General features: G+C 71.1%; 28 protein-coding genes. 15 read left to right on the forward strand and 13 right to left on the reverse strand.

The features are described 5' to 3' along the window. The first annotated feature begins 32 nt into the window (after positions 1–32). The 4 genes from AB0A90_RS01040 to AB0A90_RS01055 all read left to right on the forward strand — a co-directional run bounded on the left by AB0A90_RS01040 (position 33) and on the right by AB0A90_RS01055 (position 2,383). On the forward strand, positions 33–455 hold the full coding sequence (locus AB0A90_RS01040; protein WP_357239567.1) for an MmcQ/YjbR family DNA-binding protein: 423 nt from the start codon (positions 33–35) through the stop codon (positions 453–455). A gap of 136 nt (positions 456–591) precedes the next feature. Next, positions 592–1,191: a DUF4291 domain-containing protein gene (locus AB0A90_RS01045; RefSeq protein ID WP_357239570.1), complete on the forward strand. Its 600-nt coding sequence runs from the start codon at positions 592–594 to the stop codon at positions 1,189–1,191. 78 nt (positions 1,192–1,269) lie between these two features. After that, positions 1,270–1,650, forward strand: a complete 381-nt coding sequence (locus AB0A90_RS01050; RefSeq protein WP_357239573.1) for a VOC family protein — start codon at positions 1,270–1,272, stop codon at positions 1,648–1,650. Positions 1,651–1,687: 37 nt separating this feature from the next. Then, positions 1,688–2,383: an alpha/beta hydrolase gene (locus AB0A90_RS01055; protein WP_357239577.1), complete on the forward strand. Its 696-nt coding sequence runs from the start codon at positions 1,688–1,690 to the stop codon at positions 2,381–2,383. Between the two features lie 69 nt (positions 2,384–2,452). On the opposite strand, the gene AB0A90_RS01060 is transcribed toward AB0A90_RS01055, so the two are convergent. The 3 genes from AB0A90_RS01060 to AB0A90_RS01070 all read right to left on the reverse strand — a co-directional run bounded on the left by AB0A90_RS01060 (position 2,453) and on the right by AB0A90_RS01070 (position 6,148). Further along, positions 2,453–3,805, reverse strand: a complete 1,353-nt coding sequence (locus AB0A90_RS01060; RefSeq protein ID WP_357239580.1) for an MFS transporter — start codon at positions 3,803–3,805, stop codon at positions 2,453–2,455. Further along, the gene (locus tag AB0A90_RS01065) at positions 3,802–4,419 is read right to left on the reverse strand and encodes a helix-turn-helix domain-containing protein (protein ID WP_357239583.1); all 618 of its coding nucleotides are present in this window, start codon (positions 4,417–4,419) and stop codon (positions 3,802–3,804) included. The genes AB0A90_RS01060 and AB0A90_RS01065 overlap by 4 nt, the downstream gene beginning before the upstream one ends. A 79-nt stretch (positions 4,420–4,498) precedes the next feature. After that, positions 4,499–6,148: an LLM class flavin-dependent oxidoreductase gene (locus tag AB0A90_RS01070; RefSeq protein ID WP_357239586.1), complete on the reverse strand. Its 1,650-nt coding sequence runs from the start codon at positions 6,146–6,148 to the stop codon at positions 4,499–4,501. Positions 6,149–6,262: 114 nt separating this feature from the next. Here AB0A90_RS01070 and AB0A90_RS01075 point away from each other — a divergent pair, with 114 nt between their 5' ends. After that, on the forward strand, positions 6,263–6,847 hold the full coding sequence (locus AB0A90_RS01075) for a MarR family winged helix-turn-helix transcriptional regulator (protein ID WP_357239589.1): 585 nt from the start codon (positions 6,263–6,265) through the stop codon (positions 6,845–6,847). A gap of 108 nt (positions 6,848–6,955) precedes the next feature. Here the strand turns inward: AB0A90_RS01075 and AB0A90_RS01080 are convergent, their stop codons facing one another. The 3 genes from AB0A90_RS01080 to AB0A90_RS01090 form a co-directional block, all read right to left on the reverse strand. Next, on the reverse strand, positions 6,956–8,464 hold the full coding sequence (locus tag AB0A90_RS01080; protein WP_357239592.1) for a phosphoesterase: 1,509 nt from the start codon (positions 8,462–8,464) through the stop codon (positions 6,956–6,958). A 184-nt stretch (positions 8,465–8,648) separates the two neighbouring features. Beyond that, complete coding sequence (locus AB0A90_RS01085; protein ID WP_357239595.1) at positions 8,649–10,685, reverse strand: Xaa-Pro dipeptidyl-peptidase; 2,037 nt, start codon at positions 10,683–10,685, stop codon at positions 8,649–8,651. A gap of 89 nt (positions 10,686–10,774) precedes the next feature. Next, positions 10,775–11,437, reverse strand: coding sequence for a hypothetical protein (locus tag AB0A90_RS01090; RefSeq protein WP_357239598.1), 663 nt, complete (start codon positions 11,435–11,437; stop codon positions 10,775–10,777). 429 nt (positions 11,438–11,866) lie between these two features. On the opposite strand from AB0A90_RS01090, the gene AB0A90_RS01095 reads away from it, so the two are divergent. Then, a complete protein-coding gene (locus AB0A90_RS01095; RefSeq protein WP_357239601.1) occupies positions 11,867–12,829 on the forward strand; it encodes a helix-turn-helix transcriptional regulator in 963 nt (320 codons plus the stop codon). 51 nt (positions 12,830–12,880) lie between these two features. After that, positions 12,881–13,540: a DUF6624 domain-containing protein gene (locus AB0A90_RS01100; RefSeq protein WP_357239604.1), complete on the forward strand. Its 660-nt coding sequence runs from the start codon at positions 12,881–12,883 to the stop codon at positions 13,538–13,540. Between the two features lie 66 nt (positions 13,541–13,606). Here AB0A90_RS01100 and AB0A90_RS01105 read toward each other — a convergent pair whose 3' ends face one another. Further along, on the reverse strand, positions 13,607–13,966 hold the full coding sequence (locus AB0A90_RS01105; protein WP_357239607.1) for a hypothetical protein: 360 nt from the start codon (positions 13,964–13,966) through the stop codon (positions 13,607–13,609). A gap of 256 nt (positions 13,967–14,222) precedes the next feature. Between AB0A90_RS01105 and AB0A90_RS01110 the strand changes: the two genes are divergently transcribed. The 4 genes from AB0A90_RS01110 to AB0A90_RS01125 all read left to right on the forward strand — a co-directional run bounded on the left by AB0A90_RS01110 (position 14,223) and on the right by AB0A90_RS01125 (position 18,476). Then, positions 14,223–15,170, forward strand: a complete 948-nt coding sequence (locus AB0A90_RS01110; protein WP_357239610.1) for an ion transporter — start codon at positions 14,223–14,225, stop codon at positions 15,168–15,170. A gap of 77 nt (positions 15,171–15,247) precedes the next feature. Continuing rightward, a complete protein-coding gene (locus tag AB0A90_RS01115) occupies positions 15,248–16,417 on the forward strand; it encodes an acyl-CoA dehydrogenase (RefSeq protein ID WP_357239613.1) in 1,170 nt (389 codons plus the stop codon). Further along, positions 16,417–17,262 (forward strand): PhnD/SsuA/transferrin family substrate-binding protein, encoded by an 846-nt coding sequence (locus AB0A90_RS01120; protein WP_357239616.1) that lies wholly within the window; start codon positions 16,417–16,419, stop codon positions 17,260–17,262. The genes AB0A90_RS01115 and AB0A90_RS01120 overlap by 1 nt, the downstream gene beginning before the upstream one ends. Further along, complete coding sequence (locus AB0A90_RS01125) at positions 17,259–18,476, forward strand: ferritin-like domain-containing protein (protein ID WP_357239619.1); 1,218 nt, start codon at positions 17,259–17,261, stop codon at positions 18,474–18,476. The genes AB0A90_RS01120 and AB0A90_RS01125 overlap by 4 nt, the downstream gene beginning before the upstream one ends. 64 nt (positions 18,477–18,540) lie before the next feature. Here the strand turns inward: AB0A90_RS01125 and AB0A90_RS01130 are convergent, their stop codons facing one another. Both AB0A90_RS01130 and AB0A90_RS01135 read right to left on the reverse strand, forming a co-directional pair. Continuing rightward, on the reverse strand, positions 18,541–18,891 hold the full coding sequence (locus AB0A90_RS01130; RefSeq protein ID WP_357239622.1) for a DUF1330 domain-containing protein: 351 nt from the start codon (positions 18,889–18,891) through the stop codon (positions 18,541–18,543). A gap of 126 nt (positions 18,892–19,017) precedes the next feature. Beyond that, a complete protein-coding gene (locus AB0A90_RS01135; protein ID WP_357239625.1) occupies positions 19,018–19,608 on the reverse strand; it encodes a TetR family transcriptional regulator in 591 nt (196 codons plus the stop codon). Positions 19,609–19,719: 111 nt separating this feature from the next. On the opposite strand from AB0A90_RS01135, the gene AB0A90_RS01140 reads away from it, so the two are divergent. After that, positions 19,720–20,073, forward strand: a complete 354-nt coding sequence (locus AB0A90_RS01140) for a TraR/DksA C4-type zinc finger protein (protein ID WP_357239628.1) — start codon at positions 19,720–19,722, stop codon at positions 20,071–20,073. Between the two features lie 152 nt (positions 20,074–20,225). Here the strand turns inward: AB0A90_RS01140 and AB0A90_RS01145 are convergent, their stop codons facing one another. Beyond that, complete coding sequence (locus tag AB0A90_RS01145; RefSeq protein ID WP_357239631.1) at positions 20,226–21,617, reverse strand: FAD-dependent oxidoreductase; 1,392 nt, start codon at positions 21,615–21,617, stop codon at positions 20,226–20,228. Positions 21,618–21,664: 47 nt separating this feature from the next. After that, on the reverse strand, positions 21,665–22,162 hold the full coding sequence (locus tag AB0A90_RS01150) for an N-acetyltransferase family protein (RefSeq protein ID WP_357239633.1): 498 nt from the start codon (positions 22,160–22,162) through the stop codon (positions 21,665–21,667). Between the two features lie 94 nt (positions 22,163–22,256). Between AB0A90_RS01150 and AB0A90_RS01155 the strand changes: the two genes are divergently transcribed. Genes AB0A90_RS01155 through AB0A90_RS01165 form a run of 3 tightly spaced genes read left to right on the forward strand, consistent with a single transcriptional unit; the run spans position 22,257 to position 24,107 of the window. Continuing rightward, on the forward strand, positions 22,257–22,598 hold the full coding sequence (locus AB0A90_RS01155; protein ID WP_357239636.1) for a metalloregulator ArsR/SmtB family transcription factor: 342 nt from the start codon (positions 22,257–22,259) through the stop codon (positions 22,596–22,598). After that, entirely contained in the window at positions 22,595–23,707 is a 1,113-nt protein-coding gene (arsB, locus tag AB0A90_RS01160) for an ACR3 family arsenite efflux transporter (protein WP_357239639.1), read from the forward strand. Before AB0A90_RS01155 ends, arsB begins: the two co-directional genes overlap by 4 nt. Beyond that, entirely contained in the window at positions 23,700–24,107 is a 408-nt protein-coding gene (locus AB0A90_RS01165; protein WP_357239642.1) for an arsenate reductase ArsC, read from the forward strand. The genes arsB and AB0A90_RS01165 overlap by 8 nt, the downstream gene beginning before the upstream one ends. 77 nt (positions 24,108–24,184) lie before the next feature. Here the strand turns inward: AB0A90_RS01165 and AB0A90_RS01170 are convergent, their stop codons facing one another. Both AB0A90_RS01170 and eno read right to left on the reverse strand, forming a co-directional pair. Next, complete coding sequence (locus AB0A90_RS01170) at positions 24,185–25,222, reverse strand: hypothetical protein (protein ID WP_357239645.1); 1,038 nt, start codon at positions 25,220–25,222, stop codon at positions 24,185–24,187. A gap of 111 nt (positions 25,223–25,333) precedes the next feature. Next, on the reverse strand, positions 25,334–26,599 hold the full coding sequence (gene eno, locus AB0A90_RS01175) for a phosphopyruvate hydratase (protein WP_357239648.1): 1,266 nt from the start codon (positions 26,597–26,599) through the stop codon (positions 25,334–25,336). Positions 26,600–26,652: the final 53 nt, after the last annotated feature.

Raw genomic sequence — 26,652 nt, forward strand, 5'->3', positions numbered from 1 at the left:
CTTGTCACACCGACCGCCTAGTGTCGGTGCCCGTGACCGCACCTGGAGACGTCCCACCCGAGGTCCTCGACCGGCTGCGGCCGATCTGCCTGGGGCTGCCGGAGACCTACGAGGAGCCCGCCTGGGTGGGTATCCGCTGGCGGATCCGCAAGCGGACCATCGCCCACGTGCGCAGCATCGACCCCGATCGCCAGCCGGTCCACGCACCTGCCGCCGCACTCGACGAGCCCGCCTGCCTGCTGACCTTCCGGTCACCACTCGACGAGATCGCCGGGCTCCTCGGCGCCGGGCACCCCTTCTACAAACCGGAGTGGAGTCCGAACGTGATGGGCATGATCCTGGGCGACGACACCGACTGGGAGGAGGTGGGCGAGTTGCTCACCGAGAGCTACCGCATCATGGCCCCGAAGCGGCTCGCCGCCCAGGTCGGTCCCCCGGTGCCGCCGGTCGGCTGAGCGCCGGCAGCACCCGGTGGCGAGCGGTTTCGCCGATCGGGGCCGGCCGGTCGAGGCGCTGCCGCCGGACCGGGATCCCCGCCCTGACGACGAAATCAGGTGGAGCGGGTGCGGTCCGAGGGACGACGATCGCGGCGTGTCCATTCCCATCCGCGAGATCCGTGCCCGTTACTCGGCCGACACGATCACCGTGTACCAGGCGTACCCACCGGAGATCGCGCTGCCGGCGGTGGCGGCCGGTCGGCTCGTGGCCCCCTTCAAGCGGGAGCGGATGACCTGGATCAAGCCCTCCTTCCGGTGGATGATGTACCGGTGCGGCTGGGCCACCAAGCCCGGCCAGGAACGCGTGCTGTCCATCGACATCACCCGAGAGGGCTTCGAGTGGGCGCTGGCGCGGGCCTGTCTGAGTCACTACGACCGGGGCCTGCACGGTGACCGGACGGCGTGGTCGCGACACCTCAGGACCAGCCCGGTACGCGTGCAGTGGGATCCGGAACGGACACTGCACCTGAGCGCGTTGCCGTACCGGTCGTTGCAGGTGGGACTCTCCGGCGAAGCTGTCGCCCGCTACGTCGACGACTGGACGGTCAGCGTCACGGACATCACCGCCACCGTCCACCGTGTACGGGACCTGGTTCGGGCAGCTGACGTCCGCGCGGCGACAGAGCACCTGCCGGTCGAACGGAGCTATCCACTGCCGACGCCGATCGCGGCCCACCTCGGTGCCAGCGGGTGATCGCCCGGTGGTCGCCGGCAGTCGGGTGCCAGGTGCCGCGTCGCGCGGCACGCGGGAGTCCTCGATATCCTGTCCGCCATGCATCGAAGCCGCGTGTACGCACTGCTGATCGACGCCCCCGAGGCGGAGGCGACCCAGGCGGCGGAGTTCTGGTCGGCGGCACTCGGCGTCAGCACCCGGTCCGATCCGGCGGAACCACAGTTCGTCGACCTGCACGAGGCCCTGCCGGGGCTGGTCACCGCCGTGCAGGCGGTGGACGACGCGCCGCGCTTCCACCTCGACATCGAGACCGACGACGTGTCGGCCGAGACCGCACGGTTGATCGGTCTGGGCGCCACCGAGGTGTCGCAGTGGCTTGAGTGTCGGGTCCTGCGGGCACCCGGTGGGCACCTCCTGTGCGTGCTGCCGGTGGCGAGTCCGCCGGAGGTCTTCGCGGCAGAGTCCCGCACCTGGCCCTGAAGCCGGGCTGTCACAGGGCGACGTTAGGGTCCCGGCCATGGCTGATTTCGTGTTGGTGGCAGGGGCGTGGCTGGGGTCGTGGGCATGGGACGAGGTGGTGCCACCACTGCGTGCGGCCGGGCACGACACCTACCCGTTGACGCTCTCCGGCCTCGCCGAGCGGCAGGGTGTGGCCGCTGGCCAGCAGACCCACGTACGCGACATCGTCGACGAGGTCGAGCGCCGCGACCTGCGCGACGTGGTGCTGGTCGGGCACAGCTACTCGGGCATCCCGGTTGGTCAGGCCGCCGGGCGGATCGGCGACCGGCTGACCAGGGTGGTCTTCGTCGACTCGGAGGTGCCGGTCGACGGCGCGTCGTTCGTGTCCGAGTGGTGGCAGGGGCCGGCGGCGCTGGAGTCGGTGCTCGCCGACAACGGCGGCAGTTGGCCGCCGCTCGGTGCGGCCGACTTCGACGGTCAGGGGCTCACCGACGAGCAGGTCACCCGCCTGGTCGACGGCTCCACGCCGCACCCGGGCGCCACGCTGAGCGAGCCGGCCGTGCTGACCCGGCCGCTGGGCGAGCTTCCGGCGACGTACATCAAGTGCCTGCTCGACGGGCCCGAGCCCAACGAGACCGTGGCCAAGCTGCTGACCAGCGACCAGTGGCGACTCGCCACGATGGCCACCGGTCACTGGCCGATGATCTCCCAGCCCACCGAGTTGGCCGAGCTGTTGCTGGCACAAACCAGCTGACCGGCGCACCGGACGTCCGCCCCCGCAGCGATTACGGCCCCGGCGGTCCGGGCGAGCCAGCCGGGCCGGTCAGGCCGTCTGGTCGTCGAGTGTCCTGATGTGGCGCACCGGCGACGCGAGCAGCCAGAGCACGGCGAGCACACCACCCAGGCCCGCGACGACCAGGGTCGGTCGAAGTCCGATGGTGGTGCCCAACGCGCCACCGACAAGCGCGCCGAGCGGTCGGATGCCGTAGTTGACCGCGCTGTACGCACCGGCGCGGCGTCCTCGCGCGTCGTCGGGAGTCACGGCGGTGAGGAGGGCGTTGAGGTTGACGTCCATCAGCATCACCCCAAAGCTGGAGACCAACTCGATGGCCGCCAGCATGGCGACCTTCGTCCACGTGGAGCCGGACACCAGCGCGGTCAGCGCCAGCGGCACGGGGAAGAGCACGACGCCGATCATGGCGGTACGCCCCAGTCCGATGGCACGCGAGATCCGTGGTGCGAGTGCCGCGCCCGCGAGCCCTCCGACCGCCCCGAATCCGAGGGCGACGCCGATCGCGCCGGCCGACAGGTCAAGTTCACGGCTGGCGTAGAGCACCAGCAACGCGCCGGAGATGAAGGTGAAGAAGTTGACGGTGCTGGTGCAGCCGAGCGCGGCCCGCAGCACCGGATGCCGCACCACCAGCACGAGCCCCTCGCGGACCAGGCCGAGAGTGGACGTCCGACGCGGCGGCGGAGGTGGCTCGGTCACCGGAATGCGGCTGAGCAGCAGCGCGGAGCCGAGGAACGACGCCGCGTCGACGACTATCGCGGCCGGTGCGCTCAGCGCCTGGACCAGTCCACCGCCGACGGCCGGACCGGCGAGGAACGAGAGTGACCGGCTCATGCTCAGCTTGCTGTTCGCGTCCACGTACGCCGATCGCGGCACCAGGGCCACGAAGAACGCCTGACGCGCCATGGCGAACAGCACCGCGCCGGTACCGGTGAGCAGTGCCACCAGGTAGAGCTGGGCGAGGGTCACCGCACCGAACAGGTAGGCCACCGGCAGGCTGAGCAGGACGGCGCCCCGGATCAGGTCCGCGATGATCAGGAGTCGCCGCTTGTGGGTGCGCTGGTCCACCCAGGCGCCGAGGAACAGGCCCAGCAGGTTGGGCAGCCAGATCAACGCGGTGAGGACGCTGACCTGCACGGGCGTCGCGGTGAGCAGGGTGACGGCGATCAGTGGCAGGGCCAGTTCGCTGATCCGGTCACCGAAATCGGAGATCGTCTGACCGATCCAGAAGGTACGGAAGCGCCGGTCCCGTCGCAGCACCGGCGGGGACACCGCGCCGGCGGCACACTCGGTGTCCGCGCCGGCGGCACACTCGGTGTCCGCGCCGGCGGCGCGCTCGGTCTCGGGGCCGGCGGCGCGCTCGGTGTCGGCGCCGGTGGTGTTCACGACGCGGCCGGGTCGTCGCCGGCCTGGGCCGGGTCGTCGTCGCCGGCCTCGGGCAGGAGGTAGCGCAGCATCCGGACGATCCGCGCGCCGTCCGGGGCGGATTCCTCCTTGCGCCGGACGTACGGGGCGATCAGCTCCTCGATCGACTCCTCAAGCTGTCGCAACTCGTCGGCGGTGGCCACGAACCGGGTGTCGGCGATGCCGGCCAGAGCACGCCACTCGGGGTCCAGCCGGGCTTCCTCGCGCAACAGCCACTGCTGTGGCGCGTCGGCGTTGCGGGCGAACATCTCGCCGCGCAGCTGGTGACTGGCGGACTGCCCCTCGACGCTGTCGGGCACGGTGAAACGGAAGCCCCGGGCGACGGCCTGCCACCAGCGTTCCCGTTTGCTGGTGGCGCCGTCCCAGTCGGTGACCAGCCCGAACGTCGCGAGGTGCCGCAGGTGCCAACTGACCACCGACGGTGTCGCGCCGACGTGCGGCGACAGCCCGGTCGCCGTGGCCGGGCCGTGCCGCTGAAGGTGTTCGAGGATCGCCAGCCGCACCGGATGGGCCAGTGCCCGCAACGCCTGCGGCTCGGTGATCTCGAAATCCCCGTACGGGTTCGTGAGAGACATGTTTCGAAAGTAGTCTCTCACGTCAGACTCGGCAACCCCGGACCCCGGCCACGGGCCGGGGCCACGGGACCAGTGACGATCAGGCGATGCCCAACCGCGCCAACGGCTCGACCAGCTCCCGCTCCTCGTAGCTCAGGTGCGACAGCAGGGCGTCGGTCAGCAGGTCCACCGCCGCCCGCAGCTCGGCGAGACCGTCCGGGGACCCGACGTACGCGACCAGGGCCTGGTCCACGCCCTCCAACACGTCGTGGATGACGTGGTGCTCCCGCTCCAGCCGGTCGACGACCGGGCCGAGTCGGGGGTCGCGTGCCCGCAACCGAGGAAACAACGACTGGTCCTCGATGGTGTGGTGGGTGGTGACGATCCGGCAGTACGACTCGCAGTAGACGCCGAGCGTCCAGCGGTTCTGGCGCATGGTCATGGTGTTGATGTGGGAGCGGGCCGCGCCGGCGTCGATCTCACCGGCCGCCACCTGCTCGATCAGATCGTGAATCTGGGCCAGCTCCGCACGCAGGCCGTCGTGGACCTGCACCAGGTGCGCCCCGGTGGCCTGCTCGTGCGGGGTGTAGGTGCGGTCCGGGTCGGGCGTGGGTCCGGTCGGCCGGGTCGACTCGTCCCAGACCTGCTGGTCGCTGCGCCGCACGCCGTCGTCAGGGGTCGGCACCACGGCGAACGCTCCCCCGGTCACGGTCGCCCGGCTCGGCCGCACCGCCGGCTCCGGCGCGCGCTCCGGCTCCGACGCACGCGAAGACTCCGACGCACGCGATGACTCCGACGCGGACGAGGACCCCGGCGCACGCGAGGACTCCGGCGCGCGCTCCGACTCCGGTGCCGCACCGCGATCACGCTCGGCCGCGACCAGTTCACGAACCGCCGGAGCCACCTCGCCGGCGAACCGGCGCAGGTCGTCGGGATCGTCGCTGCCGAGGATGAAGGTGCTGACACCCTCTTCCAGCGCCAACTCGGCCAGTTCCCGCGCCCACTGCTCGGCGGGTCCGTTCAGTGCTCCGCGCCCGACGGCCGAGAACTGTCCCGAGATGTTGAGCAACCGGCGGACGTCCTGCGGTGACCGGCCGGCCTCCCGGGCGGCGTCGTCGATCGTCGCGTTGCCCTTGGTCAGGTCGCCCGGCTGGAGATAGGTCAGCGACGGCAGCCATCCGTCTGCCCGGCGACCGGTGAGCTGGAGCATCCGGGGCTTGTACGCGCCCAGCCAGATCGGCACCGCGTGGGCCGGCGCCGGCCCGCGCTTGGCGCCTCGCACCCGGTAGAACTCACCATCGACACGGACGCCGCCGCGCGCCTCGGCGTCCCAGACCTGGCGGATGATCTCGATGGCCTCCTCCAACGCGCGTACGCCCTGGCCGGGGGTCAGGCGTCGTCCGCCCATCGCCTCGATGGCGTCCCAGAACGCTCCCGCGCCGAGGCCCAGACCGACCCGGCCGCCGCTGAGCAGGTCCAGGCTGGCCACACTGCGGGCGAGCACCGCCGGTGGGCGCAGGGGCAGGTTTGTCACGTTCGCCGCCACGTGCACGCGGCTGGTCCGGGCCGCGACGAAGCTCAGCAGGGTCCAGGTGTCGAGGAACGCGGGCTGGTACGGGTGGTCCTGGAAGGTGACCAGGTCCAGCCCGACCTGCTCGGTCAGGACGGCGAGGTCGACCGTGCGGGCCGGGTTGTCACCGCTGGGGGTGACGAACGATCCGAAGACCAGGTCATGGCCGTAGTCGCTCATCTGCGAGCCTCCCGATTCACGCGACGCCTCGAACGATGCGTCGTGACAACAACCTTATGTCACACAGAACATCTCCTGCCAACAAGATCTGTGTCACTGCGCTATTGTCGGGGAATGACGGGTGCCCCTCACCGGCCGGACCGGCCCGATCCGCTCGACGACGACCTGGGCTGGATGCTCGGGATCGTCTTCCGCGGCTACGTCCGGGCGGCCGAGCACGCGCTCACCGACTTCCCCGGCGGTCCCCGCGGCTACCAGGTGCTCACTGCGGCGATCACCGGGCCGGCCCGAAACCAGGGTGCGATCGCGGAGGAGCTTGGCATCGACCGCACCGTCCTCACGTACCTGATCGACGACCTGGAACGGCCCGGGTTCGTCGCCCGTCGGGCGGACCCGGCAGACCGACGTAACCGGCTCGTCGACGTCACCGACGTCGGCCGCGGCGCCTGGGAGCAACGGCGTCTGGCGCTACGACACGTCGAGTCGCACCTGCTGGGGACGCTCACGCCGGCCGAGTCGGCGACGCTGCGGGCACTGCTCCAGCGGGTCGCCTGCTCGGCCCAGGCGATGGACCCGCTGCGTGACCTCTGCGAGGCGGTGTCGCAGGTGCAACCCACGCCAGCGTCGAACCAGACCGAGGCCCCGGCCGGCCGCGGGCGCGGCGCCGCCCTCCGGGGCCGGCGCCGCAGCACCGACTGACCCCGACAACGGCCGCCGGCTGGAAACGCGACGCGGGCCCGCCCGGCTCCCCCGACGTGGTACGTCGAGCGCAGCCGGACGGACCCGCGGTGCCGCTGGCGGGTGGGATCAGCGCACGTGCACGAACACCGGGTTCGAGTAGAACCACAGGTCTTCCCACGGGCTCTCCAGCCCGTCGGCGAGCGGCTCGGCCTCGTCGGTGCTGGTGCCCCGCACCCGCGCGTAGGTGTCGGCCTCGACGTTGCGCAGCGTGTGCCGGATGACGTAGTCCTCGCCCTTCCGACGCCAGTCGCGCGGGCCGAACCGGGCCACCACCTTCGTGGTGGGGTTGGTGTCGGCGTCCAGGTTGGCGCTCGGGCCGGTGATCTGACCGACGATCAGGTCGACCCGACGGACCTCGGGGTGGTCCCCGTTCGCGTTCACGCCGCCCAACGGACGGAACGTGATCTCGATCTCGACATCGGTGCGGCTACGACGGCTGACCGTGATGGTCTCGCCCACCTCGGCGGTCCTGCCCTGGGACCTGGCGGTGACGTCGAGACTGCGGATCAGGTCGCCGGTGGTCACCCAGATCCGGCCGTTGCGCAGACCGTCCATGATGTCGCCGTAGTCCTGGCGGGCGTGGACGTAGGTCTTGCTGTACTCGCCCGGCCAGAAGTCGGAGCCGCCGCGGGTCCAGTGCACGTGCGAGTCGGAGGTCGCGGTGATCCACCAGCGCCGGCCCTCGCCGAGCAGGGAGTCCCACAGGCCGCCGACGCGAGCGGTCATCTGGTCGAAGCCGCCGTAGGTGGGGTGGTTGCCGTACCCGCCCCGCTTACCGCCGTTGAGCGGACCGGCCTGGTGCCCGGGCGCTCCCTCGAAGCCGATGTAGACGTCCGGCGCGGCGTTGTTGCCGTTGCGGAACTCGCGCGGGGTGTCCTGACCGTAGACGCCGAGACCGGGCGCCGAACGCGACGCGTGGTGGGCGATCACCAGCGGCTTGTGCGGCATGCCCCGGGCGACCTTGAGGAACTCCACCATCTTGGCCTCGGTGTCCCGTGCCGGGTCGGTGGGGAACGCGTCGTACTTGGCGAATCGGCTCTCCAGCTCGAAGAGCTGCTTCGCCTCGTCGTCGTGGCGCGGGATCATCAGCGTGTGGTGGTCCAGCGAGGGCGCGTCGAACTCCATGCCCCAGAACTGGAGCACCTCGGGGACCAGCTTGCGGGACCTCAGCAGGTCGGGGTACGCCTGCTCGATGTTCACCTTCGAGTGGGTCGGTCCACCGTGGTCGGTGCACATCGCCCAGGTCAGACCGAAGTTCTTCGCCATGATGGCGTTGGTGACGATCGGGTAGACCGCGTCCGCGCCCTTGTGGAAGACGATCGGGGACTTGGTGGTGTCGAACTCGCCGCTGTACTCCGAGTGGATGTGGTGGTCGCCGGCACGCCACACGCGGTTCTTGGAGTTGCTGCGGTCGCCCGTGTCGTCGCCCGGCCGACGGTCCTCGTCAGCCCACGCCGCGCTGGCGCCGACCAGCGGGCTGGCCGCGGCCAGCGTCGCGCCGACGCCCGCGTACTTGACCAGCTTGCGCCGGGAAAGCTGCGCGTGTTCGGTCTCTTCGGGTTGCTTGTCTCGCACTGCGGGCCTCTCCTCGATCAAGCGAATGCTCTTTCGATCAAGGAGCCTTGAAGAACGTGGTGAACATCCGTCGTACGGAGTGCGGGTCCACGATGAACACCGAGGCGTGACCTGCCAAAAGACCTGTTGACGATAGCAGCGGGTCACACCTCGACCGCACGTAGTGCCCGGCTCGGCCGGCCGGTCAGGGCACCTGCCGGGTGTTCCGGGGCGTCCGCGCGGTCGAAGGGTCGGTCGGCGCGGTGACCACCGGCGGCGCGACATCGACGGCGGGCAGCCCGGCAGAACCGGTGACCGGAAGGAGCAGCGCGCTGCGACCGAGGTCGACCTGCACGGTGGCGTTCCGGTCGGCGGACTCGGTGAACTGCGGGTCGCTCTGGCCGAGCACCAGCCCGAGCACGTGCCCGGCGGGCACCACCGCGTCGTACGCGTTCATCGGGACGGTCACCGTGTACCAGCGGTCGGGTCGCAGCGGCGTGGTGAACCGCAGTGAGCGGTGATGCGCGGCGTCGAGCCACCCTCGGGTCAGCACGGCGTGGTCGGAGACCGCGGTGACCTCCTCGGTGTCCCGGTAACAGGCGTCGTCGACGTCGGTGGAGGCGCCCCAGCAGGACTCGGTGTCCAGTGTCCGCACTCCCCCCGCACCGCTGAGCAGGATCCGCTCGGCGGTCCCGTAGTCGACGAGCCGGGCGGTCAGCTGGGTGGTCGGCCGATCCACGCGGATCCGCAGCCGCACCGACGGGCTGCCGGAGATCCGCAGCGCGCTGGGCAGCGCGCCGGAGAGGAAGACCAACCGTCCTGCGGTCGCGGTGTTCGGCGTGGCGACCAATTCGTCCTCGAACAACGACTCGTCGACGTACTCCTGTTCCTGACCCGGCCGCGCGCCGCGCCCGCCGAGCGTCCCGGTCACACCGTCGCCGGCGCCGAGGGCCACCCGTACGTCCCGGGTGCCGGGCGCGGGCCAGTCGCGCTGCGTTGTCCACGTGCCCGGCGCGGTCTCCAGGTCGACCCGCGGCTCGTCCATCACCCCGTTGCGCAGCCCCTGCAACCAATAGTCGAACCAGCGGTGCAGGGCGGCCACCCACTCGGCGCGTCGAACGTCGAACGGGTCCTGGTGACCGGTCTGGTGCAGCCAGAGCTTGCGGGGCACACCCTGCTCGGCCAACTCCTGCCACCAGCGGCCGAACTGGTTGGTCGTGACGTTCAGGTCGTTGAGGCCGTGTGCCAGGAAGACGCTGGCCCGGACCCGGTCGGCCGAGGGCCGGTAGTCCCGCCGCGCCCAGAACCCGTTGTAGTCACCGGTCTCCTCGGCGCTGCGCGCCCGCAGCCGGGCCAACACCTGCGCGCAGGCCTCCTCGGGGCGGCCGTTGACGACCGAGTGCAGGTAGCCGGGATAGTCGGTGGCGACCAGCGTCCCCCGGTAGCGCATGTAGTCGTACCAGCTGGAGATCGCCGAGATCGGCACGATGGTGGCCAGCCCCGCCACACCGGTGGCGGCGACCCCGTTGGCGACCGAGCCGTCCCACGACTTGCCGATCATGCCGACCTGCCCGGTGCTCCAGGCGGCGCTGACCGGCCGCCCTGCGGCGTCGTACGCGCGAGCCCGCCCGTTGAGCCAGTCGATCACCGCCGTGGCGCTGCCCACCTCGGCGGGACCGCCGACGTCCTCGCAGCCGGTCGACCGGGCGGTGCCCGCCAGGTCCACGGCGGCGAAGGCGTACCCGCGGGGGACGAAGTAGTTGTCGTAGAAGAGCGGGACCTTGGCGATCACGCCGGCCGAGTCGTACGTCTTCCGCTCGCCCTCGTTGCCCCGACCGCAGCAGAGGTAGTAGGGCGAGGCGTCCATGATGACCGGTACGCGTACCCCCGCGACGGCGGCCTCCCGGGGCCGGACGAGGTCCACGGCAACCCGGTCGGGCACCCCGTCACCGTCGCTGTCGGCACGGGTCTGGACCCAGACGCTCTCCCGGATCGCGTCGGCGTAGGAGTAGGCGGGGACGGTGTGGTCGCCCACCACGTGCGGCGGACGGGGGCGGGGCTGGGCCGTCGCCGTGGCCGCCGTCGGGGCGACTGCGCGGGCAGACGCGACCACCGGGGTCCCGGGTAGTGCGGCCACCAGAAGGCCGACCAGGACCGTGGCGACCCGTGCGCGGGTGCCGACGGACAACGGCGCGGACGTCATGATGTCCTCCCGGGCAGCGACACGAGTATCGGCTTTCATCGAATCGATGTTCGTCCAGCCTAGTGCCCGCGGCGGACCCCGGTGCCGGACAAACAGTCCTCGGACGACCGGGCGGCCTGACGGACTGCTCAGATCCGGGCGCGGGGCAGCCAACCGAGGAATCGGAGCCGGACCCGGGACAGCGGCACGTTGGGTAGATCCTGGGCGGCGGCGACCAGGCAGGAGCCCAGGTAGACCGCGAGGGCGGCGCGTGCTCCGCCGAACTCGGCGAGCAACTGGCTCTGCTTCGTGGCGCAGGGCCACTCCCCACCACATCCGGTGCAGGTCCAGCTCGGGGGGTTGGGGAGGTGCTCCGGCAGCTTCGTGCGGCGGTACCGGCCGACGACGCTGTTGTCCGCGCGCACGTCGCGTCGGCGCGGCATCGGGCGTCCGTTGCGGGGTGCGATCGGGCGGGCGGCCGGCAGGTAACGCCCGACGGTGCCGAGCAGTACCCCCACCCGGATCAGGGCGTCCGGCCCGACGTGGTGGGCCAGTAGCGCGGTCATCAGGTAGTGCCCCAGCAGGTCGAACGCCTCACGGCTCAGACCAAGGTCGCGGCAGAGGTCGACGAAGTTCGGCGTGGTCAGCGGCACCCGGTTGTCGAGTGCGCGGCGCAGCACCGCGCGCAGATCGGTCCCGAGTCGCTGCACCGCGTCGCTCTCGCCCAGCCCCAGGCTGTCCTCGTCCGTCACCCGGGCCAGCGCCTCCGCCACGGCCAGTCGAACGACGCGGTCGGGATCAGTACTGTCCAAGGCGCACCCCTTTCGTAGGCCGGTCGCCCGGCGGCGGCCCGATCGCCCTGCGCGCCGGGGAAATCATGAACAAGATTTCGCTGTCGCCCGCGGCGATGGCTAGGACAGCAGGCGCAGAACCCGCCGACGGGCTAGTCCGAAAGCGAAGTCGGCAGGCCGACACACTGCGGTGATTGGTAGGACGACCGACGACGATTGTCGTATGGTGATATTCCCATCTGCGGATATTGCATACTGCAATCTCCGCCCCGACCAGCTCAGTCACGACGCCACCTCGACCTGTCGCTGCCGTCCCGCTCGCGACGTACCACCTCACTGCACCGCCGGCCACCGCCGTGCCGAGACGACCCCGAGCACCCCGGCACGTTCGATCTGGCCGCCGGCACCAGTTCACCTCCCGGCGGCACCTCCACCGGACGGAGACAGCGGATGACGTCAACACCCGTGCAGACCCGACACTTCGACAGCCGAGACCCGGTGGCCATCCACGAGTTCCTGTCCGCGACGTACGACCCGAAGCTACGCCTGGACAGCAGGAACCGGTTCCGGCTCACCCATCACCGCGTCGACGCCGGCCCCTTCGCCATCGCGACCACGCGGCAGACCGGGCACCTCGACATCGGCGCCAGCACCCTCGACGGGCTGGTCCTCGGGCACACCCGCACCGCCCGCGTCGACCGCGTCTGCAACGGACCGGTCAACCGGTTCGGCTCCGGCGACGTCTTCCTCGTCACCAAGCCGGAGGAGCCCTGCACCGTACGGTGGTATCCCGGCGAGGTGGAGCTCTGCGTGCTGGATCTGGCGGTTCTGGAGCAGGTGGCCACCACCGCGCCGGCCCGCCGGCCCGGTCGGATCCGATTCACCGACCTGGGTCCCGCCGACAAGGCCCTCGCCCGGCAGTGGCGCACCACCACCAGCTACGTCAGCGACGTCGTACTGAACAATCCGTCAGTCAGCGCGCAACCGCTGGTGATCGGCAACGCCGCGCGGATGCTCGCCGCGGCGGCGCTCGCGGTCTTCCCGAACACCGCGTTCACCGAGCCGACCGCCGCCGACCGACACGACGCCAGCACCGCCACGTTGCGACGGGCGATCAGTTTCATGGAGGACTTCGCCGACCGGGACATCAGCGCGGCCGACATCGCCGCTGCCGCCGGCGTCTCGCTGCGGGCGGTGCAACTGGCCTTCCGCCGTCATCGCGGCACCACCCCGATGGCGTACCTGCGTCGGATCCGGCTCGCTCGGGCACACCGCGACCTGCTGCGCGCCGACCCCCGGCAGGAGACCGTTTCGGCCATCGCCAGCCGGTGGGGGTTCGCCAGCCACAGCAGGTTCACCGCCCGGTACCACGCCAGCTACGGCGTGCCGCCCCGCGAGACGCTCCATGCCTGAGGCCCGGCTCGCGCCTTGTGGGACCACCACGACGCGACGACAATCGGCGACGTGAAGCTCCCGTCGCCGGTCGCGGTGCCGCTGGTGGCGTTGCTGGCTCTCGCCGCCTGCGGCACCTCGCCCAGGTCGGCCGGCGACCCACCGAGCAGCGCGCCGCCGGCGTCTCCCACCGCGACCCCGTCCGCGTCGGTCCGCTCCCCCGTCGTCCGCTCCCCCGTCGCCTACGACCGCGCGCTGCACGACGAGTTGATCGCGATGCTGCACCGCGACCAGGCCGATCGCGAGGGCACGCCGCAGAGCGAGTCGGACCAGGCCCGCACCGCCCGCTTGAAGGACATCATCGGCACGCACGGCTGGCCGACCTTCGCGCTGGTCGGCGAGGACGGCGGCAACGCCGCGTGGGCGATCGCCCAGCACTCCGACCTGGATCCGGCCTTCCAGCAGCAGGCACTGGACCTGCTGCGCACGGCGGTGGCCGACCGACAGGCGTCGCCGGGCAACCTGGCCTACCTGGAGGACCGGGTCGCGGCGGGCAAGGGCGAGCCCCAGGTGTACGGGACACAGGTCCGCTGCGGTCCGGACGGCCCCGTGCCGGCGACTCCGATCCGGGACGAGCCGGGCGTCGAGCGACGCCGGGCCGACGCCGGACTTCCCACGCTGGCCAGCTACCTGAGTGAGATGACCACGATCTGTGCGCAGGACGTCAACTAGAGCGCCGTCCACCGTCGCCACCCGCCGCGGGGTGCGCTTCCCCGTCACCCGCCCGGCGTACGGCGTCTACTCTGCCTCGTCCTCCTGCTCGGTGAGCTCGGCCAACACGTCGGCGGCGTCGCGACTGCCCGCGTCGGCGAGCCGTCGAAGCTCACCGACGTCGACCCGCTCCGCTGCCAACTCGACGAGCTGGTCGACCGCGTCCCGGTCGCCCCGATCGGCCAGACGCCGCAGCTCGCCCATGTCGCCGAGCTCGCTGGCCAGCTCGACGAGTTGAGCCGCCGCGTCGGCGTTGCCGCTCTCGGCGAGCTGTCTCAACTCCGCCAGGTCACCTCGTTCACCGGCAAGCTCGACGAGCTGGTCGACCGCGTCCCGGTCACCGTTAGCGGCCCGTTCCCGCAGTTCGGCAAGATCAGATTCTGTCATCGCACACCTCCCGTCACCGCATCTCCGGCTGTACGGCCAGCCGGTTCCACCCACCACCGGAACCTAGACCAGTCGACGCCACGGCGGATGGTGGAACGTCCGACACCACGAGCGCCCGAGCGGGTCGTGCGCTCCCCCGATCATTGATCTTGGCTAGGCTGGTCGGCATGTCCGCACCCCGCCCGCACCGTCACGACGACGCCCGGGGACGGGGTCAGACGGTGGTCGTGGCATCCACGATCGAGCCGGCGGACCAGTGAGTGGCGCATCGGTGCCGGCCCAGCGGCGTGAGTCGACCCCACCCGATCAGCCCCGGTCCCGTTGGGTCGAGCAGTGTGCCCGACTCGCCGGGTCACGCCCCTTCGAGATCGTCATCGTGGTGGTCATCCTCGCCAACGGGGTCGTCCTCGGCCTGGAGACGTACGACGACCTGACGCCGGCGGGCACCGCACTGCACTGGCTGGAGCTGCTCTTCCGGGCCGTCTTCGTCGTCGAGATCGGCGTCCGGCTGGCGGCGTACGGCAGGCGTCCCCAGGACTTCTTCCGACACGGCTGGAACGTCTTCGACTTCGTGGTGATCGCGGCGATCTTCATACCGGGCCTGCACGGCGACCCCGCGCTGCTGCGCGTCGTGCGGGTCGCCCGGATGGTCCGGTTGGTGCGGTTCTCGCCGGGCCTGCGGACCATCGTCTCCGCGCTGTGGCGCAGCCTCCCGGGCGTCACCGGCTTCCTCGCCCTGGCCGTGGTGACCCTCTACGTCTACGGCATGGCCGGCTGGCTGATCTTCGGTAACCGCTATCCGGAGGAGTACGGCGACATCGGCAAGTCGCTGCTCACGTTGTTCGTGCTGTTGTCGCTGGAGACGCTGCCGGACCTCATCGAGCAGGGCATGGCCATCTCGCCGTGGACGCTGCTCTACTACGTCAGCTATGTGGTCATCACCGTCAACCTGCTGCTCAACATCCTCATCGCCGTCATCGTCAACTCGATGGAGGAGGCCCGCCGGTTGGAGATGACCGAACGACTGGCCCCCGACTACGACGAGGACGGCGACGGCGTACCGGACGAGGTGGACCGCATCGCGCTCACCCAACGGCTGGACGACCTGCGGGCGGTCATCGCCGAGTTGGAGCGCGAGTTGCGGATCGACCGGGACGACGGGCACGGCCGGCCGCACCGGGACGGCGCCCGCGCCAGACGGTGATCCGACGCTCGCGCTACGTGCTCCCGTTCGGATAGTGTCGACGACGGTCCCACCGCTTCGGCCGAAGGGGCACCAGCATGGCGAGCACTGTCGACAATGCCCATTCCCGCACCGACGTCGCGAGCACCCTCGGCACCGTCATCGACGACGTGATCCGACCGCAGGCGACGATCGTCGACCGGGAGGGGACCTTCCCCCGCTCGGGTGTCGACGCCCTCGCCGCGGCCGGCCTGCTCGGCCTTGCCTCCTCGACCGAGGTCGGTGGCGGCGGTCACGGCATGCGCGTGGTCGCCGAGGTCGTCGAGCGGCTGGCCGCCGAGTGCGGGTCCACCGCGATGGTGGTGCTGATGCACTACGCGGCGACCGCCGTCATCGAGGCGCACGGCCCGCGCGAGGTCCGCGCGGCCATCGCCACCGGCGGTCATCTCGCCACGTTGGCCTTCTCCGAGTACGGCTCCCGCAGCCACTTCTGGTCGCCGACCGGCACCGCGCGCACCACCGACGACGGCACGATCCGCCTCGACGCCCGCAAGAGCTGGGTCACCTCGGCCGGCGAGGCCAACAGCTACGTCTGGTCGAGCCTCCCGGTGGCCCCCGACGCCGGCCCGATGACGCTCTGGCTCGTTCCCGCCGACAGTCCCGGCCTGACCGTGACCGGCGATTTCGACGGGCTGGGCCTCCGCGGCAACGGCTCCCGACCGATGACCGCCGAGGGGCTCCGCGTCCCGTCGACAGCGATGATGGCGACCGACGGCGCGGGGCTGGACACCGCGCTCGGCGCGGGGCTGCCCTGGTTCCTGGTGCTCAATGCCGCGTTCTGTCTCGGTCTGGCCGACAGTGCGGTCGCCGAGGCTGGCCGGCATCTCACCGCGACGACGCTCACCCACACCGGCGCCGCCCTGCGCGACGCGCCCGTCACCCGCCGCGACCTCGCCCGACTGATGATCCGCACCGATGCCCTGCGTGCCTTCCTGGGTGACACCGTCTCCGCGCTGGAGACCGGCCGCGACGACGCCATGCTGCGGGTGCTCCAGGTCAAAGCCCTCGCCGGCGAGACCGTCGCCGACGTGACCGACGGCGCGATGCAGCTCTGCGGCGGCAGCGCGTTCCGCAGGGAGTTGGGCCTCGAGCGCCGTTTCCGCGACGCGCGCGCGGCCCGGGTGATGGCACCGACCACCGACGCCCTGCTCGACTTCGTCGGTCGGGTCGCCACCGGGCTTCCCCTCTTCGACGAGGCCAACCGCTGATGCCGGCGCCGGCCGTCCTGATGGGCGCGGTCGCGTACGACCCCAAGGTGGTGACCATCTGGGAGGGCTTCCGGGCCTGGCTGCGCGGGCGCGGCCTGGACTTCGACTTCGTCCTCTACTCGCACTACGAGCGGCAGGTCGAGGATCTCGTCGCCGGCCGGATCGACGCGGCCTGGAACTCGCCCCTGGCCTGGTTGCGGGCCGAACGCCTGGCGGCGGCCACCGGCACCGCCGTCCACGCGCTGACCATGCGCGACACCGACCAGGACCTCACCTCGGTCGTGGTGGTGCGCGCCGACTCACCGGTGCGACAGGTCGAGGACCTCGCAGGAAAACGGGTGGCTGTCGGCGCGGTCGACAGTCCGCAGGCGACCCTGATTCCGCTGGAGCACCTCGCGAGCGCCGGCGTCGAGGTCGACGTGCACCGGTTCGACGTCGGTGTCGGCCTGCACGGTGACCACATCGGCGGGGAGCGTGACGCAGCCCGCGCCCTGGTGGCCGGGGAGGTCGACGCCGCCTGCATGATCGACGCCAACCATCTGGCGTTCGCGCGGGAGGGCACGCTGCCGCCCGAGGGCACCCGGATCGTCGGGCAGACCGCGCGCTACGACCACTGCAACATGACGGTCCGCGGGCCGGAGTCCGCCGGGGTCCAACTCTTCGGCACGCTGCTGCTCGGCATGTCGTACGCCGATCCGCAGGTGCGTCCGCTGCTCGACCTGGAGGGGCTGACGGCCTGGAAGGACGGCCGCACGATCGGGTACACGCTGCTCGCCAGGGCGGTCGACGTCAGCGGGTTCTACTCTCCCGACGGGCGGGTGACGGCCACGGACTACCGGCCGTGAGCGGAGCACCGGCTGCCGACGTCGAGGTCCACCTCGGCGACCTGGGCTTCGGCCGGGGCGCGCACCTGCTGGTGCAACGTGCTCTGACCGGCCTGCGACCGGGAGGCCGGGTGGCGGTGCACGGCCGTGACCCGGCGCTGCGCGTACACCTGCCGGTCTGGTGCCGTGGCCGGGGTCATCGGGTCGAGTGGCCGGACCCGGGTGACCGGAGCGGCCTCGTCGCGGTGGTGGTCCGCGGATCGGCGGATGACGACCGCTGGTTCGGCGCGGAGCGGGCCGGGCCGGCCCTCCCGTCGGCGCTCAGCAGCCGTCCACCGGCGCGGTGGGGGCTCGGCGCCCGGGGCGCCCTCCTCGAAGCCGGTGGTCCGGAGGCCCGGTTCGACCTGGACGACCGCGACCTGGTGTGGGCCGACATCGCCCCCCACCTGTACGCGCAGGCCGCCGCCCGACAGTGGGACCCGCAGGCCGCGGTGCCGTGGGACGACCCGTTCGTGCTGCCGGCCGACGTCGAGGCCGCGGTGGTGCAGGTGATGACCTACCTGGTGGAGAACGAGCAGGCCGCGCTCGTCGTACCGGCCCGGTTCGTGGGGCGCATCCACCCGCACTTCCGGGAGGTGGTGCAGCTGCTGGCCGTGCAGATGGCCGACGAGGCCCGGCACATGGAGGTCTTCAGCCGGCGGGCGCTGCTGCGGGGGGCCGACCTGGGTACGTCCTCCGCTGGCGGTCGGCAGTCGCTGTTCACGCTCGTCGCGGAGTCGGACTTCGCCCTGGCGTCCTTCCTGCTCTCCGTGCTCGGCGAGGGCAGCTTCGTGGATCTGCTCTCGTTCCTGCACGAGAACGCCCCGGACCCGGTGACACGTCGGATCTGTTGGCTCGCCCGGCAGGACGAACGCCGGCACGTGGTGTTCGGCATGGCGCACCTGGAGCATCAGGCACAGCTCGACCCGCTGCTGCGAGATCGACTGCGGGCGGCCATCCACCGCCGCCACGACGCGCTCGTCGACACCGCCGGCCTCAACGCGGACGTCTTCGACGCGCTCGTGGTGCTCGCCTCGGGTGGCTGGCACCCGGACGAGGTGTCCGCCGGCCACGACCGGGTGCAGGCCCTGCAACACGCGATGGATCAGGGCCGCCAACGCCGGCTGGTACGGCTGGGCTTCCGGCCCGACGAGGCCGCCGCCCTCTCCGCCCTGCACACCCGCAACTTCATGTAGGCGATCCCCGCGCACGGCCACGGCGTGCGCGGGGATCGGGGTACGGCAGGTCAGGCAGCGCTGGTCACTGGCCGAGCAGGGTCCGGATCTGACCCGCGTAGCCGGCCACCGTGAAGTCCGGGCCGACGGAGTCCACCAGGATCAGGTCGTTGATGGTGTGCGCGACGCGCAGCGACAGGATGGCCTGGTATTCGGGCGAGTTGTACCAGGTCCTGGCGGTGTCGGCGTCCGGGAACTCGATCAGCACGACCGAGCCGGGCCAACTGCCCTCGATGACCTGCACCTCGGCGTCCAGGACGAGCCACTTGGCGCCGTACGGCTCGGTGGTGGCCTGCACCTGCTCCAGGTAACGCAGGGACTCCTCGGTCGGCACACCGCCGGGGATACGCAGGTGGTTGATCAGGTAGGTGCTCATGTCGCACTCCTCAACGTGGGTGTTGGGTTCTCCGGTCGCATAAGTACGACCGGTCTTCTTGGAACCGCTAGACGCCGCGGCAGCTGGCCTGACGCGCACGTCAACGCGGGTGGGGACCGACGTGGATCAGGTGAGGATCCGGGTCGTGGTGATCGTGAGGAACTCGTGGAGGGCGGTCAGGTCACCGGAGGCCTTCGCCCGCGCTGCCGCGCCCTCGTAGCTGGAGACGATGAAGCCGGCCAGGTCAGCGGCAGGCTCGTCACCGTGCAGCTCACCGGCGGCACGTGCCTGCTCGATCGTCACGGCGAGCGAGGCGACCCAGCGGCCGAAGCCGGCGTCGACGGCGGTGCGCAGAAGGTCGCTGTGCGCCGGGATCTCACTGGCGAAGTTGCCGAGCAGACAGCCCCGATCCCCCATGGTGTCGCCGAGGCCGGTGATGTAACGGAGGTGGTTGACGATCCGCTCGCGCGGCGTCCCGCCCCGCTTCTCGTCCAGCATCTCCAGCCCCATCGCCGCCGAGTATCGCGCCACCGAGTCGAGGGCGAGATCCTCCTTGCTGGCGAAGTGGTTGTAGAAGGTGCCCTTCGGCGCGCCGGCGGCGGCGACGATGTCCTGAACGCTCGTCCCGTTGTAGCCGCGCAGATGGAACAGATCCAGCGCGGCGTCGGACAACCGCTGCCTGGTCCCGGCGGAGGCCGGCGACTTGGGTCGTGGCATGTCGTGACGCTCCTTCGCTCGGGTGCTGGCTGACGTCCACCACGATATGACCGGTCGTCTCGGAATGCTAGTGATGTGACCACGGTCATCCCGGCAGTACCGTGGAGGACCATGACCAGCGACCCCAGCACGACCCGCGAGGCACTGCTGCGGCTGCGTGAGCAGACCGATGCCCAGGCCGCCGCCCTGGAGGGCGACCTGCGCAGCCTCTTCGAGGCGTCCCGGTCGTCGAACGCCGACGACGAGCACGACCCGGAGGGCAGCACTATCGCCTTCGAACGCGCCCAGCTCACCGCCGTCCTGGACGCCACCCGCCGACGGCTGGCCGAGCTGGACGTCGCGCTCCGGGGGATCGACGACGGCAGCTACGGCATCTGCGAACGATGCTCCCGACCGATTCCCGCCGAACGACTCCTCGCCCGCCCGTCGGCGCGGACGTGTGTCGCCTGCGCCAGCCGGCGGTGACGGGTGCCCGCCGGCCGGGGCGGTGGTCCGCCCCACGATGCCCCGGCCGGAGGAAGGCTCACGTCCGGGGCCGTTCTGCCCCGGCTGCCCGGCGCCTCGCCCTGATGACTCCGGGAGCCGCGCCCGCGCCGGGCACCGTCGTACCCGGTTGATCAGCTGCAACAGTCTCCTGCGGGCACGGCGGCGAGGGCGATGAGGCTGATCGGTGCGGACCGCAGCCCTGCGGAGATGCCGGTGGACTCTCCACGCCCCGTCGGGTCCGGCCCGCAGCAGTTGTCGCCGTTCACCACGTCGGCGGGGCTGCTGTTGCACACACCGGTCTCCGGCAGGTCGAGCTGGACGTCCCGAGCCGCCGCCCAGTCCCCGGCGAGAGCGGCGACCACGGAGCGGACCTGCTCGTAGCCGGTGGCCATGAGGAACGTCGGCGCCCGACCGTAGGACTTCATGCCGACGGCGTAGTAGCCGCGCTCCGGGTGAGCGAGCTCGTCCACGCCGTGTGGTGGAACGGTGCCGCAGGAGTGCTCGTTGGGGTCGATCAGCGGGGCCAGGGCGCGGGTGGCTCCCATGATCGGGTCCAGGTCCAGCCGCAGCTCGGCGGCGATGGTGTGGTCGGGGCGGAAGCCGGTGGCGGCGACAACGCGGTCGACGGTGATCGACTCGTCGGCGCCGGCGGCGTCGCGCACGACCACGCTCACGCGGCCGTCCGCCGCGGTGAGCGCCTGCACGGAGAACCCGGTGAGCAGCCGGATCCGGCCGGCGTCGACGTGCGCGCGCAGCCGCGAGCCGAGCGCGCCCCGCGCCGGGAGGGCGTCGGCGGTCCCGCCGCCGTAGGTTCGCGTCGGCGAGGCGGCCCGGATGGCCCAGGTCACCTCGGTGCCGGGCTCGGCGGCGGCCAGTTCCGCCAGGGACAGCAGGGTGTTCGCGGCCGAGTGACCGGCGCCCACCACCAGGGTGTGCCGACCGACGAACCGGTCCCGGTCGATGCCGAGCACGTCCGGCAGGGCGTGTTCCAGGTACGCCGTCGCGTCGGCTTCGCCCCGCGCGGGCAGGCCGGACGCACCGAGGACGTTTGGCGTACGCCAGGTGCCCGAGGCGTCGATGACGGCGCGGGCGCACAGTTCCTCGCCGTCGGCGAGGCGGAGCAGGAACGGTGTGGTGTCGCGGCCGGCGGTGCGCAGCCGGTCGAGGCCGAGCCGGCTGATCGCCTCGACGTGTGCCCCGTAGCGGACGTGCGGCCTGAGCTGCGGCAGCTCCGCGAGGGGTCGTAGGTAGTCGCCGACCAGCTCCGCGCCGGTGGGCAGGTCATCCAGGTCGGGGGCGACCCAACCGGCCGCGTCGAGGAGCCGACGGGCGGCCGGGTCGATGTTGTACCGCCAGGGTGAGAAGACGCGTACGTGCCCCCACTGCGCGACGGCGGCACCGGGGGCGTCGCCGGCTTCGAGGACGACGAAGGTCAGGCCCCGCTCGTGCAGGTGCGCGGCGGCGGCGAGGCCGGTCGGGCCGGCGCCGATGACGACGACGGGAAGGCCGTCCAGGGCGTTCATCAGGTGACTCCTCGTGGTGGTGGTCGGGTCGGAGCGGCGTGGGCTCATCAGGTGATGACGGGGCTGCGGCGTTCGAGGAGGACGACGTCACGCCATCGGTCGTGGTGGCGGCCGACCCGCTCGCGTACGCCGATGACACGGAACCCCGCGCGCTGGTGCAGCGTGAGGCTGGCGACGTTCTCCGGGAAGATCCCGGACTGGATGGTCCAGATGCCGGCGGCCTCGGTGGAGGTGATCAGGGCGTCCAGCAGCAGGCGGGCGACGCCACGGCCCTGGGCGGCCGGGTCCACGTAGACGGAGTGTTCGACCACGCCGGCGTAGACCGCGCGGGTCGAGGTCGGCGAGACGGCGATCCAGCCGACGATGCCGCCGTCGTGGTCGAGGGCCACGAAGCGGTGCTCGGCCAACCGTGCCGCGTCGAAGGCCGCCCAGGTCGGCGCCGTGATTTCGAAGCTGGCGTTGCCGGCGTCCAGACCGGCCTGGTAGATCGCCAGGACCCGGTCGGCATCGGTGTCGGTCATGGGTCGCACGGTGATGTCGACCATCGGCAGATTCCCTTCCGAGGAGATCAGACGACTGTCTTGACGTTCGTCGAATCAGACAGTTGCACACTGATTAGAGAAGTGTCAACCTAGAGCAATGTCGAATCAAGCAGCGCCGGAATGCTGCCCCTCGCTGACCGAGCGGCGCGTACCCGCCGAGGCCGCCGCGGTGCTCGCGCCCGCGTTCAAGGCCCTCGGCGACCCGGTGCGGCTGCAACTGCTGTCGATGATCGCCTCCGCCGACAGCGGGGAGATCTGCGTCTGCGATCTGACCCCCGCGTTCGACCTGACCGGCCCGACCATCTCGCACCACCTCAGGACGCTGCGCGAGGCGGGGCTGGTCGACGCCGAACGCCGAGGCACCTGGGTCTACTACCGCGCCCGGCCGGCCCTCCTGCGCCAACTCGCCGCGCTGCTCACCGTGGCACCGGCGACATGACAGCGACAATTCGGAACGACCCCGCCGAGAGCGCCGTCGGTGGCCGGCTCTCCCGACTCGACCAGTTCCTTCCCGTCTGGATCGGGCTGGCGATGGTTGCTGGCCTGCTCCTCGGTCGCCTGATCCCCGGCCTGGACAGCGCGCTGGAAGCGGTGACAGTCGGCGGAATCTCGCTACCGATCGCGATCGGCTTGCTGATCATGATGTACCCGGTGCTCGCGAAGGTCCGCTACGACCGGCTCGACACCGTCACCGGCGACCGCCGGCTGCTGATCTCCTCGCTGGTCCTCAACTGGGTCGTCGGCCCCGCCGTGATGTTCGCCCTGGCCTGGATCTTCCTGGCCGACCAGCCGGCGTACCGCACCGGGCTGATCATCGTCGGTCTGGCTCGGTGCATCGCCATGGTCATCATCTGGAACGACCTCGCCTGCGGTGATCGGGAGGCCGCCGCCGTCCTGGTCGCGCTCAACTCCGTCTTCCAGGTCCTCGCCTTCGGCCTGCTCGGCTGGTTCTACCTGTCCGTGCTCCCGCAGTGGCTGGGTTTGTCCGGCGCCGAGTTGACGATCTCCGCCTGGGACATCGCCCGCAACGTGCTCATCTTCCTCGGCATCCCGCTGCTCGCCGGCTACCTCACCCGCCGTCTCGGCGAGCGCACCAGGGGCCGCACCTGGTACGAGGCCCGCTTCCTGCCCAGGATCGGCCCGGCGGCCCTCTACGGGCTGCTGTTCACGATCGTGATCCTGTTCGCCCTCCAGGGAGACGCGATCACCAGCCGACCCCTGGACGTCGTCCGCATCGCCCTGCCCCTACTGGTGTACTTCGCCCTGATGTGGGCCGGCTCCTACGCCCTCGGCCGGGCCATCGGTCTCGGCTACGAGCGCACCACCACCCTCGCGTTCACCGCCGCCGGCAACAACTTCGAACTGGCCATCGCCGTCGCGATCGGCACCTTCGGCGTCACCTCCGGCCAGGCCCTCGCCGGGGTCGTCGGCCCCCTGATCGAGGTGCCGGTCCTGGTCGGGCTCGTCTATGTCTCGCTGTGGGCGCGTCGCTTCTTCACCCCCACCACCTCCGCAACCCGTAATCCGGAAGGCACCCGCCGTGAGTGACAAGCCCAGCGTCCTGTTCGTCTGCGTCCACAACGCCGGCCGGTCCCAGATGGCCGCCGGCTGGCTGCGCCACCTCGCCGGCGACACCGTCGAGGTCCGCTCGGCCGGCTCCGCGCCGGCCGAGACGATCAACCCCGCCGCCGTGCAGGCCATGCGCGAGGCCGGCATCGACATCACCGACCAGACCCCGAAACTCTTGGAGTACGCGACCGCGGAGTCCTCCGACGTCATCGTGACGATGGGCTGCGGCGACACCTGCCCGGTCTTCCCCGGCACGCGCTACGAGGACTGGAAGCTGGAGGACCCCGCCGGCAAGGACGTCGAGGCCGTCCGCGGAATCCGCGACGAGATCCGGGGCCGGGTGGAGAAGCTCCTCGCCGAACTGCGCCCCACCGCCTGACCGCGCCAGCGGTGATCGGGGAGCCAGACCTCGACGGCCCGCCGATCACCGCACCTGCCGACGAAGCCCTCGCCGCGCTACCGCCGCGCCTTCGCGGGCACCACCGTGACAACCTGCGTCCGGGTCGAGCTCTCGCCGATGAAGGGGTCGCTCGACCAGAAGCTGGTGTGCAGGTATCCCGTCTGGGAGGGCGCCAGGTCGAGTGCGAACCGCCCCTTGGCATTGGTGTTCACAAACCCGTACTGGTTGTAGCAGCCGTTGTCGTCGCACAGCACGAACAGGATCGCGAAGGCCTGGTTGGGGAGCGGTGCCCAACCGGACGGGGTGAGCCAGGACAGCCGGCCGCTGGCCCGGACGGTCTCGCCGGCGACGATGCGGGTGCGGTCCACCGTCGCGGTGACGCGCGTCTTGCGAGGCACGATCGGCAACTGGAAGTTGACCGGTTCAGACTGCTCGAAGCCGAGTTCGCCGTAGGAACCCGCGTACTGCACCATCACTTCCGAGTTGTAGGCGTACAGGGTGACGGTCCCGGTGAACGAACCGTCGGCCCCCGTACGCACCGGCGGAGAGCCGACGCCCGCGTTGATGTCGACAGGGACGTCGGCGAGCGGCCGGATCTCGCCGGTGCCCGGCCAGCGTCCCTTGAGCACACCTCGCGCGGTCACCTCACGGTGGTCGTAGTCGATGGTGCTGCGGTCGATGGTGACATCCTCCAGGAAGGTGGCGACCCGGTAGTTGAGCCAACCGGCGAAGTCCTCTCGTACGTGGTTGCCCGCGGTGTCGGTTACCTCGACGTGGACCCGGTGGTCGCCGAGCTCATCGAGGATCAACGGCGCCGGCGTCGCCCAGATGGTGGCGTCCGGCGTCTCCGAGTCGACGACGAAGTCCGAGGTCTGGGCGACTGGCACGTGCGCCTCGCTGACGATCTCCGCGCGAATCTCGGCGATCGGCTGCGTCGAGGTGATGGAGACGAACAATCTGCCCCGAACACCCTCCGAGGACCCGTAGGCGCTGTTGACCCGCAGGAGGTCGGCGGCCTGGGCAGGTGCCGGCGCGGCGCTGACGACCAGCGCCGCGCCGAGCACACTGGCAGCGAGAATTGACGTTCTCTTCATGGAACCCCCGTTGGAAGCCCGTCGAATCGACGGAAGCGAACCTCCAGTTATAGAGGCCGGGGCGTTGCCGTGCAATCGACGCAGAGTAACGAGGATGTCGAGGTCGTACTCTCAGCGACTCCCCGCGTAGACGGCGCGGTCGCCCAGCTCCTCCTCGATGCGGATGAGCTGGTTGTACTTGGCTGTGCGGTCCGAGCGCGACAGCGAGCCGGTCTTGATCTGCCCGCAGCCGACGCCCACCGCCAGGTCGGCGATCGTGGTGTCCTCGGTCTCTCCGGAGCGGTGTGACAGCACCACCCGGTAGCCCGCCTTGTGGGCGGCGTCCACCGTCGCGAGGGTCTCGGTGAGCGTGCCGATCTGGTTGACCTTGACCAGGATCGCGTTGGCGTAGCCGCCCTCGATCCCGTCGCGCAGCCGGTCGACGTCGGTGCAGAAGACGTCGTCGCCGACCAACTGCACCCGCTCCCCCGCCACCGCGGTCAGCCGCTTCCACCCGGCGAAGTCGTCCTCGGCCATCGGGTCCTCGATCGAACTGATCGGGTACCGGGCGAGCAGGTCCACCAGGTAGTCGATGTGCTCCTCGACGGTGCGCTGGCGCCCCTCACCGACGTAGTCGTAGACGCCGTCGCGGAAGAACTCCGAGCTGGCCGGATCGAGACAGATCGTCAGGTCGGTGCCGGGCTCGTACCCGGCGTCCTCGATGGCGCGCAGCACGAAACGCAGCGCCTCCTCGGCGTCCGTGACGTTCGGCGCGAAGCCGCCCTCGTCACCGACGTTGGTGCTGTGCCCGGCCGCCGCGAGGGACCTCCGGAGGGTGTGGAAGACCTCCGCGCCCATCCGGACCGCCTCGGCGAACGTCCGCGCGCCGACCGGGGCGATCATGAACTCCTGGAAGTCGAGCGGGTTGTCGGCGTGCGCGCCGCCGTTGATGATGTTCATCATCGGCACCGGCAGCAGACGGGCGCCGACGCCACCCACGTAGCGGTACAGCGGCTGCCGGTGTGCCGACGCTGCCGCCTTCGCGGTCGCCAGGGAGACCGCCAGGATCGCGTTGGCACCCAGCCGACCCTTGTCCTTCGACCCGTCGAGAGCGATCATCGTCTCGTCGATCAGCGCCTGGTCCTCCGCGTCGAGTCCGAGCACCGCGTCGGCGATCTCGCCGTTCACCGCGGCGACGGCCGTCGTGACGCCCTTGCCGTGAAAGCGCGTGTCGTCCCCGTCGCGCAGCTCGACCGCCTCGTTCGCTCCCGTCGACGCACCGGAGGGCACGGCCGCCCGGCCGGTCGACCCGTCGGCGAGGACCACGTCGGCCTCCACGGTCGGGTTGCCCCTGCTGTCGAGGATCTGCCGAGCCCACACCCGACTGATTGCCGTCATCACACACTCCCTGTTCAAGCTGCCTTTTCGCCGCCAGACTGGCAGGAAACGGC

It is taken from the genome of Micromonospora sp. NPDC049204 (genome assembly GCF_040647935.1).
Classification (GTDB): domain Bacteria; phylum Actinomycetota; class Actinomycetes; order Mycobacteriales; family Micromonosporaceae; genus Micromonospora.

Coding starts and splice junctions, on each gene's coding strand:
- AB0A90_RS01050 (WP_357239573.1), top strand. CDS start 1,270: ATGCATCGAAGCCGCGTGTACGCACTGCTGATCGACGCCCCCGAGGCG.
- AB0A90_RS01055 (WP_357239577.1), top strand. CDS start 1,688: ATGGCTGATTTCGTGTTGGTGGCAGGGGCGTGGCTGGGGTCGTGGGCA.
- AB0A90_RS01065 (WP_357239583.1), bottom strand. CDS start 4,419: ATGTCTCTCACGAACCCGTACGGGGATTTCGAGATCACCGAGCCGCAG.
- AB0A90_RS01070 (WP_357239586.1), bottom strand. CDS start 6,148: ATGAGCGACTACGGCCATGACCTGGTCTTCGGATCGTTCGTCACCCCC.
- AB0A90_RS01075 (WP_357239589.1), top strand. CDS start 6,263: ATGACGGGTGCCCCTCACCGGCCGGACCGGCCCGATCCGCTCGACGAC.
- AB0A90_RS01085 (WP_357239595.1), bottom strand. CDS start 10,685: ATGAAAGCCGATACTCGTGTCGCTGCCCGGGAGGACATCATGACGTCC.
- AB0A90_RS01095 (WP_357239601.1), top strand. CDS start 11,867: ATGACGTCAACACCCGTGCAGACCCGACACTTCGACAGCCGAGACCCG.
- AB0A90_RS01105 (WP_357239607.1), bottom strand. CDS start 13,966: ATGACAGAATCTGATCTTGCCGAACTGCGGGAACGGGCCGCTAACGGT.
- AB0A90_RS01115 (WP_357239613.1), top strand. CDS start 15,248: ATGGCGAGCACTGTCGACAATGCCCATTCCCGCACCGACGTCGCGAGC.
- AB0A90_RS01120 (WP_357239616.1), top strand. CDS start 16,417: ATGCCGGCGCCGGCCGTCCTGATGGGCGCGGTCGCGTACGACCCCAAG.
- AB0A90_RS01130 (WP_357239622.1), bottom strand. CDS start 18,891: ATGAGCACCTACCTGATCAACCACCTGCGTATCCCCGGCGGTGTGCCG.
- AB0A90_RS01135 (WP_357239625.1), bottom strand. CDS start 19,608: ATGCCACGACCCAAGTCGCCGGCCTCCGCCGGGACCAGGCAGCGGTTG.
- AB0A90_RS01140 (WP_357239628.1), top strand. CDS start 19,720: ATGACCAGCGACCCCAGCACGACCCGCGAGGCACTGCTGCGGCTGCGT.
- AB0A90_RS01145 (WP_357239631.1), bottom strand. CDS start 21,617: ATGAACGCCCTGGACGGCCTTCCCGTCGTCGTCATCGGCGCCGGCCCG.
- AB0A90_RS01150 (WP_357239633.1), bottom strand. CDS start 22,162: ATGGTCGACATCACCGTGCGACCCATGACCGACACCGATGCCGACCGG.
- AB0A90_RS01155 (WP_357239636.1), top strand. CDS start 22,257: ATGTCGAATCAAGCAGCGCCGGAATGCTGCCCCTCGCTGACCGAGCGG.
- arsB (WP_357239639.1), top strand. CDS start 22,595: ATGACAGCGACAATTCGGAACGACCCCGCCGAGAGCGCCGTCGGTGGC.
- AB0A90_RS01170 (WP_357239645.1), bottom strand. CDS start 25,222: ATGAAGAGAACGTCAATTCTCGCTGCCAGTGTGCTCGGCGCGGCGCTG.
- eno (WP_357239648.1), bottom strand. CDS start 26,599: ATGACGGCAATCAGTCGGGTGTGGGCTCGGCAGATCCTCGACAGCAGG.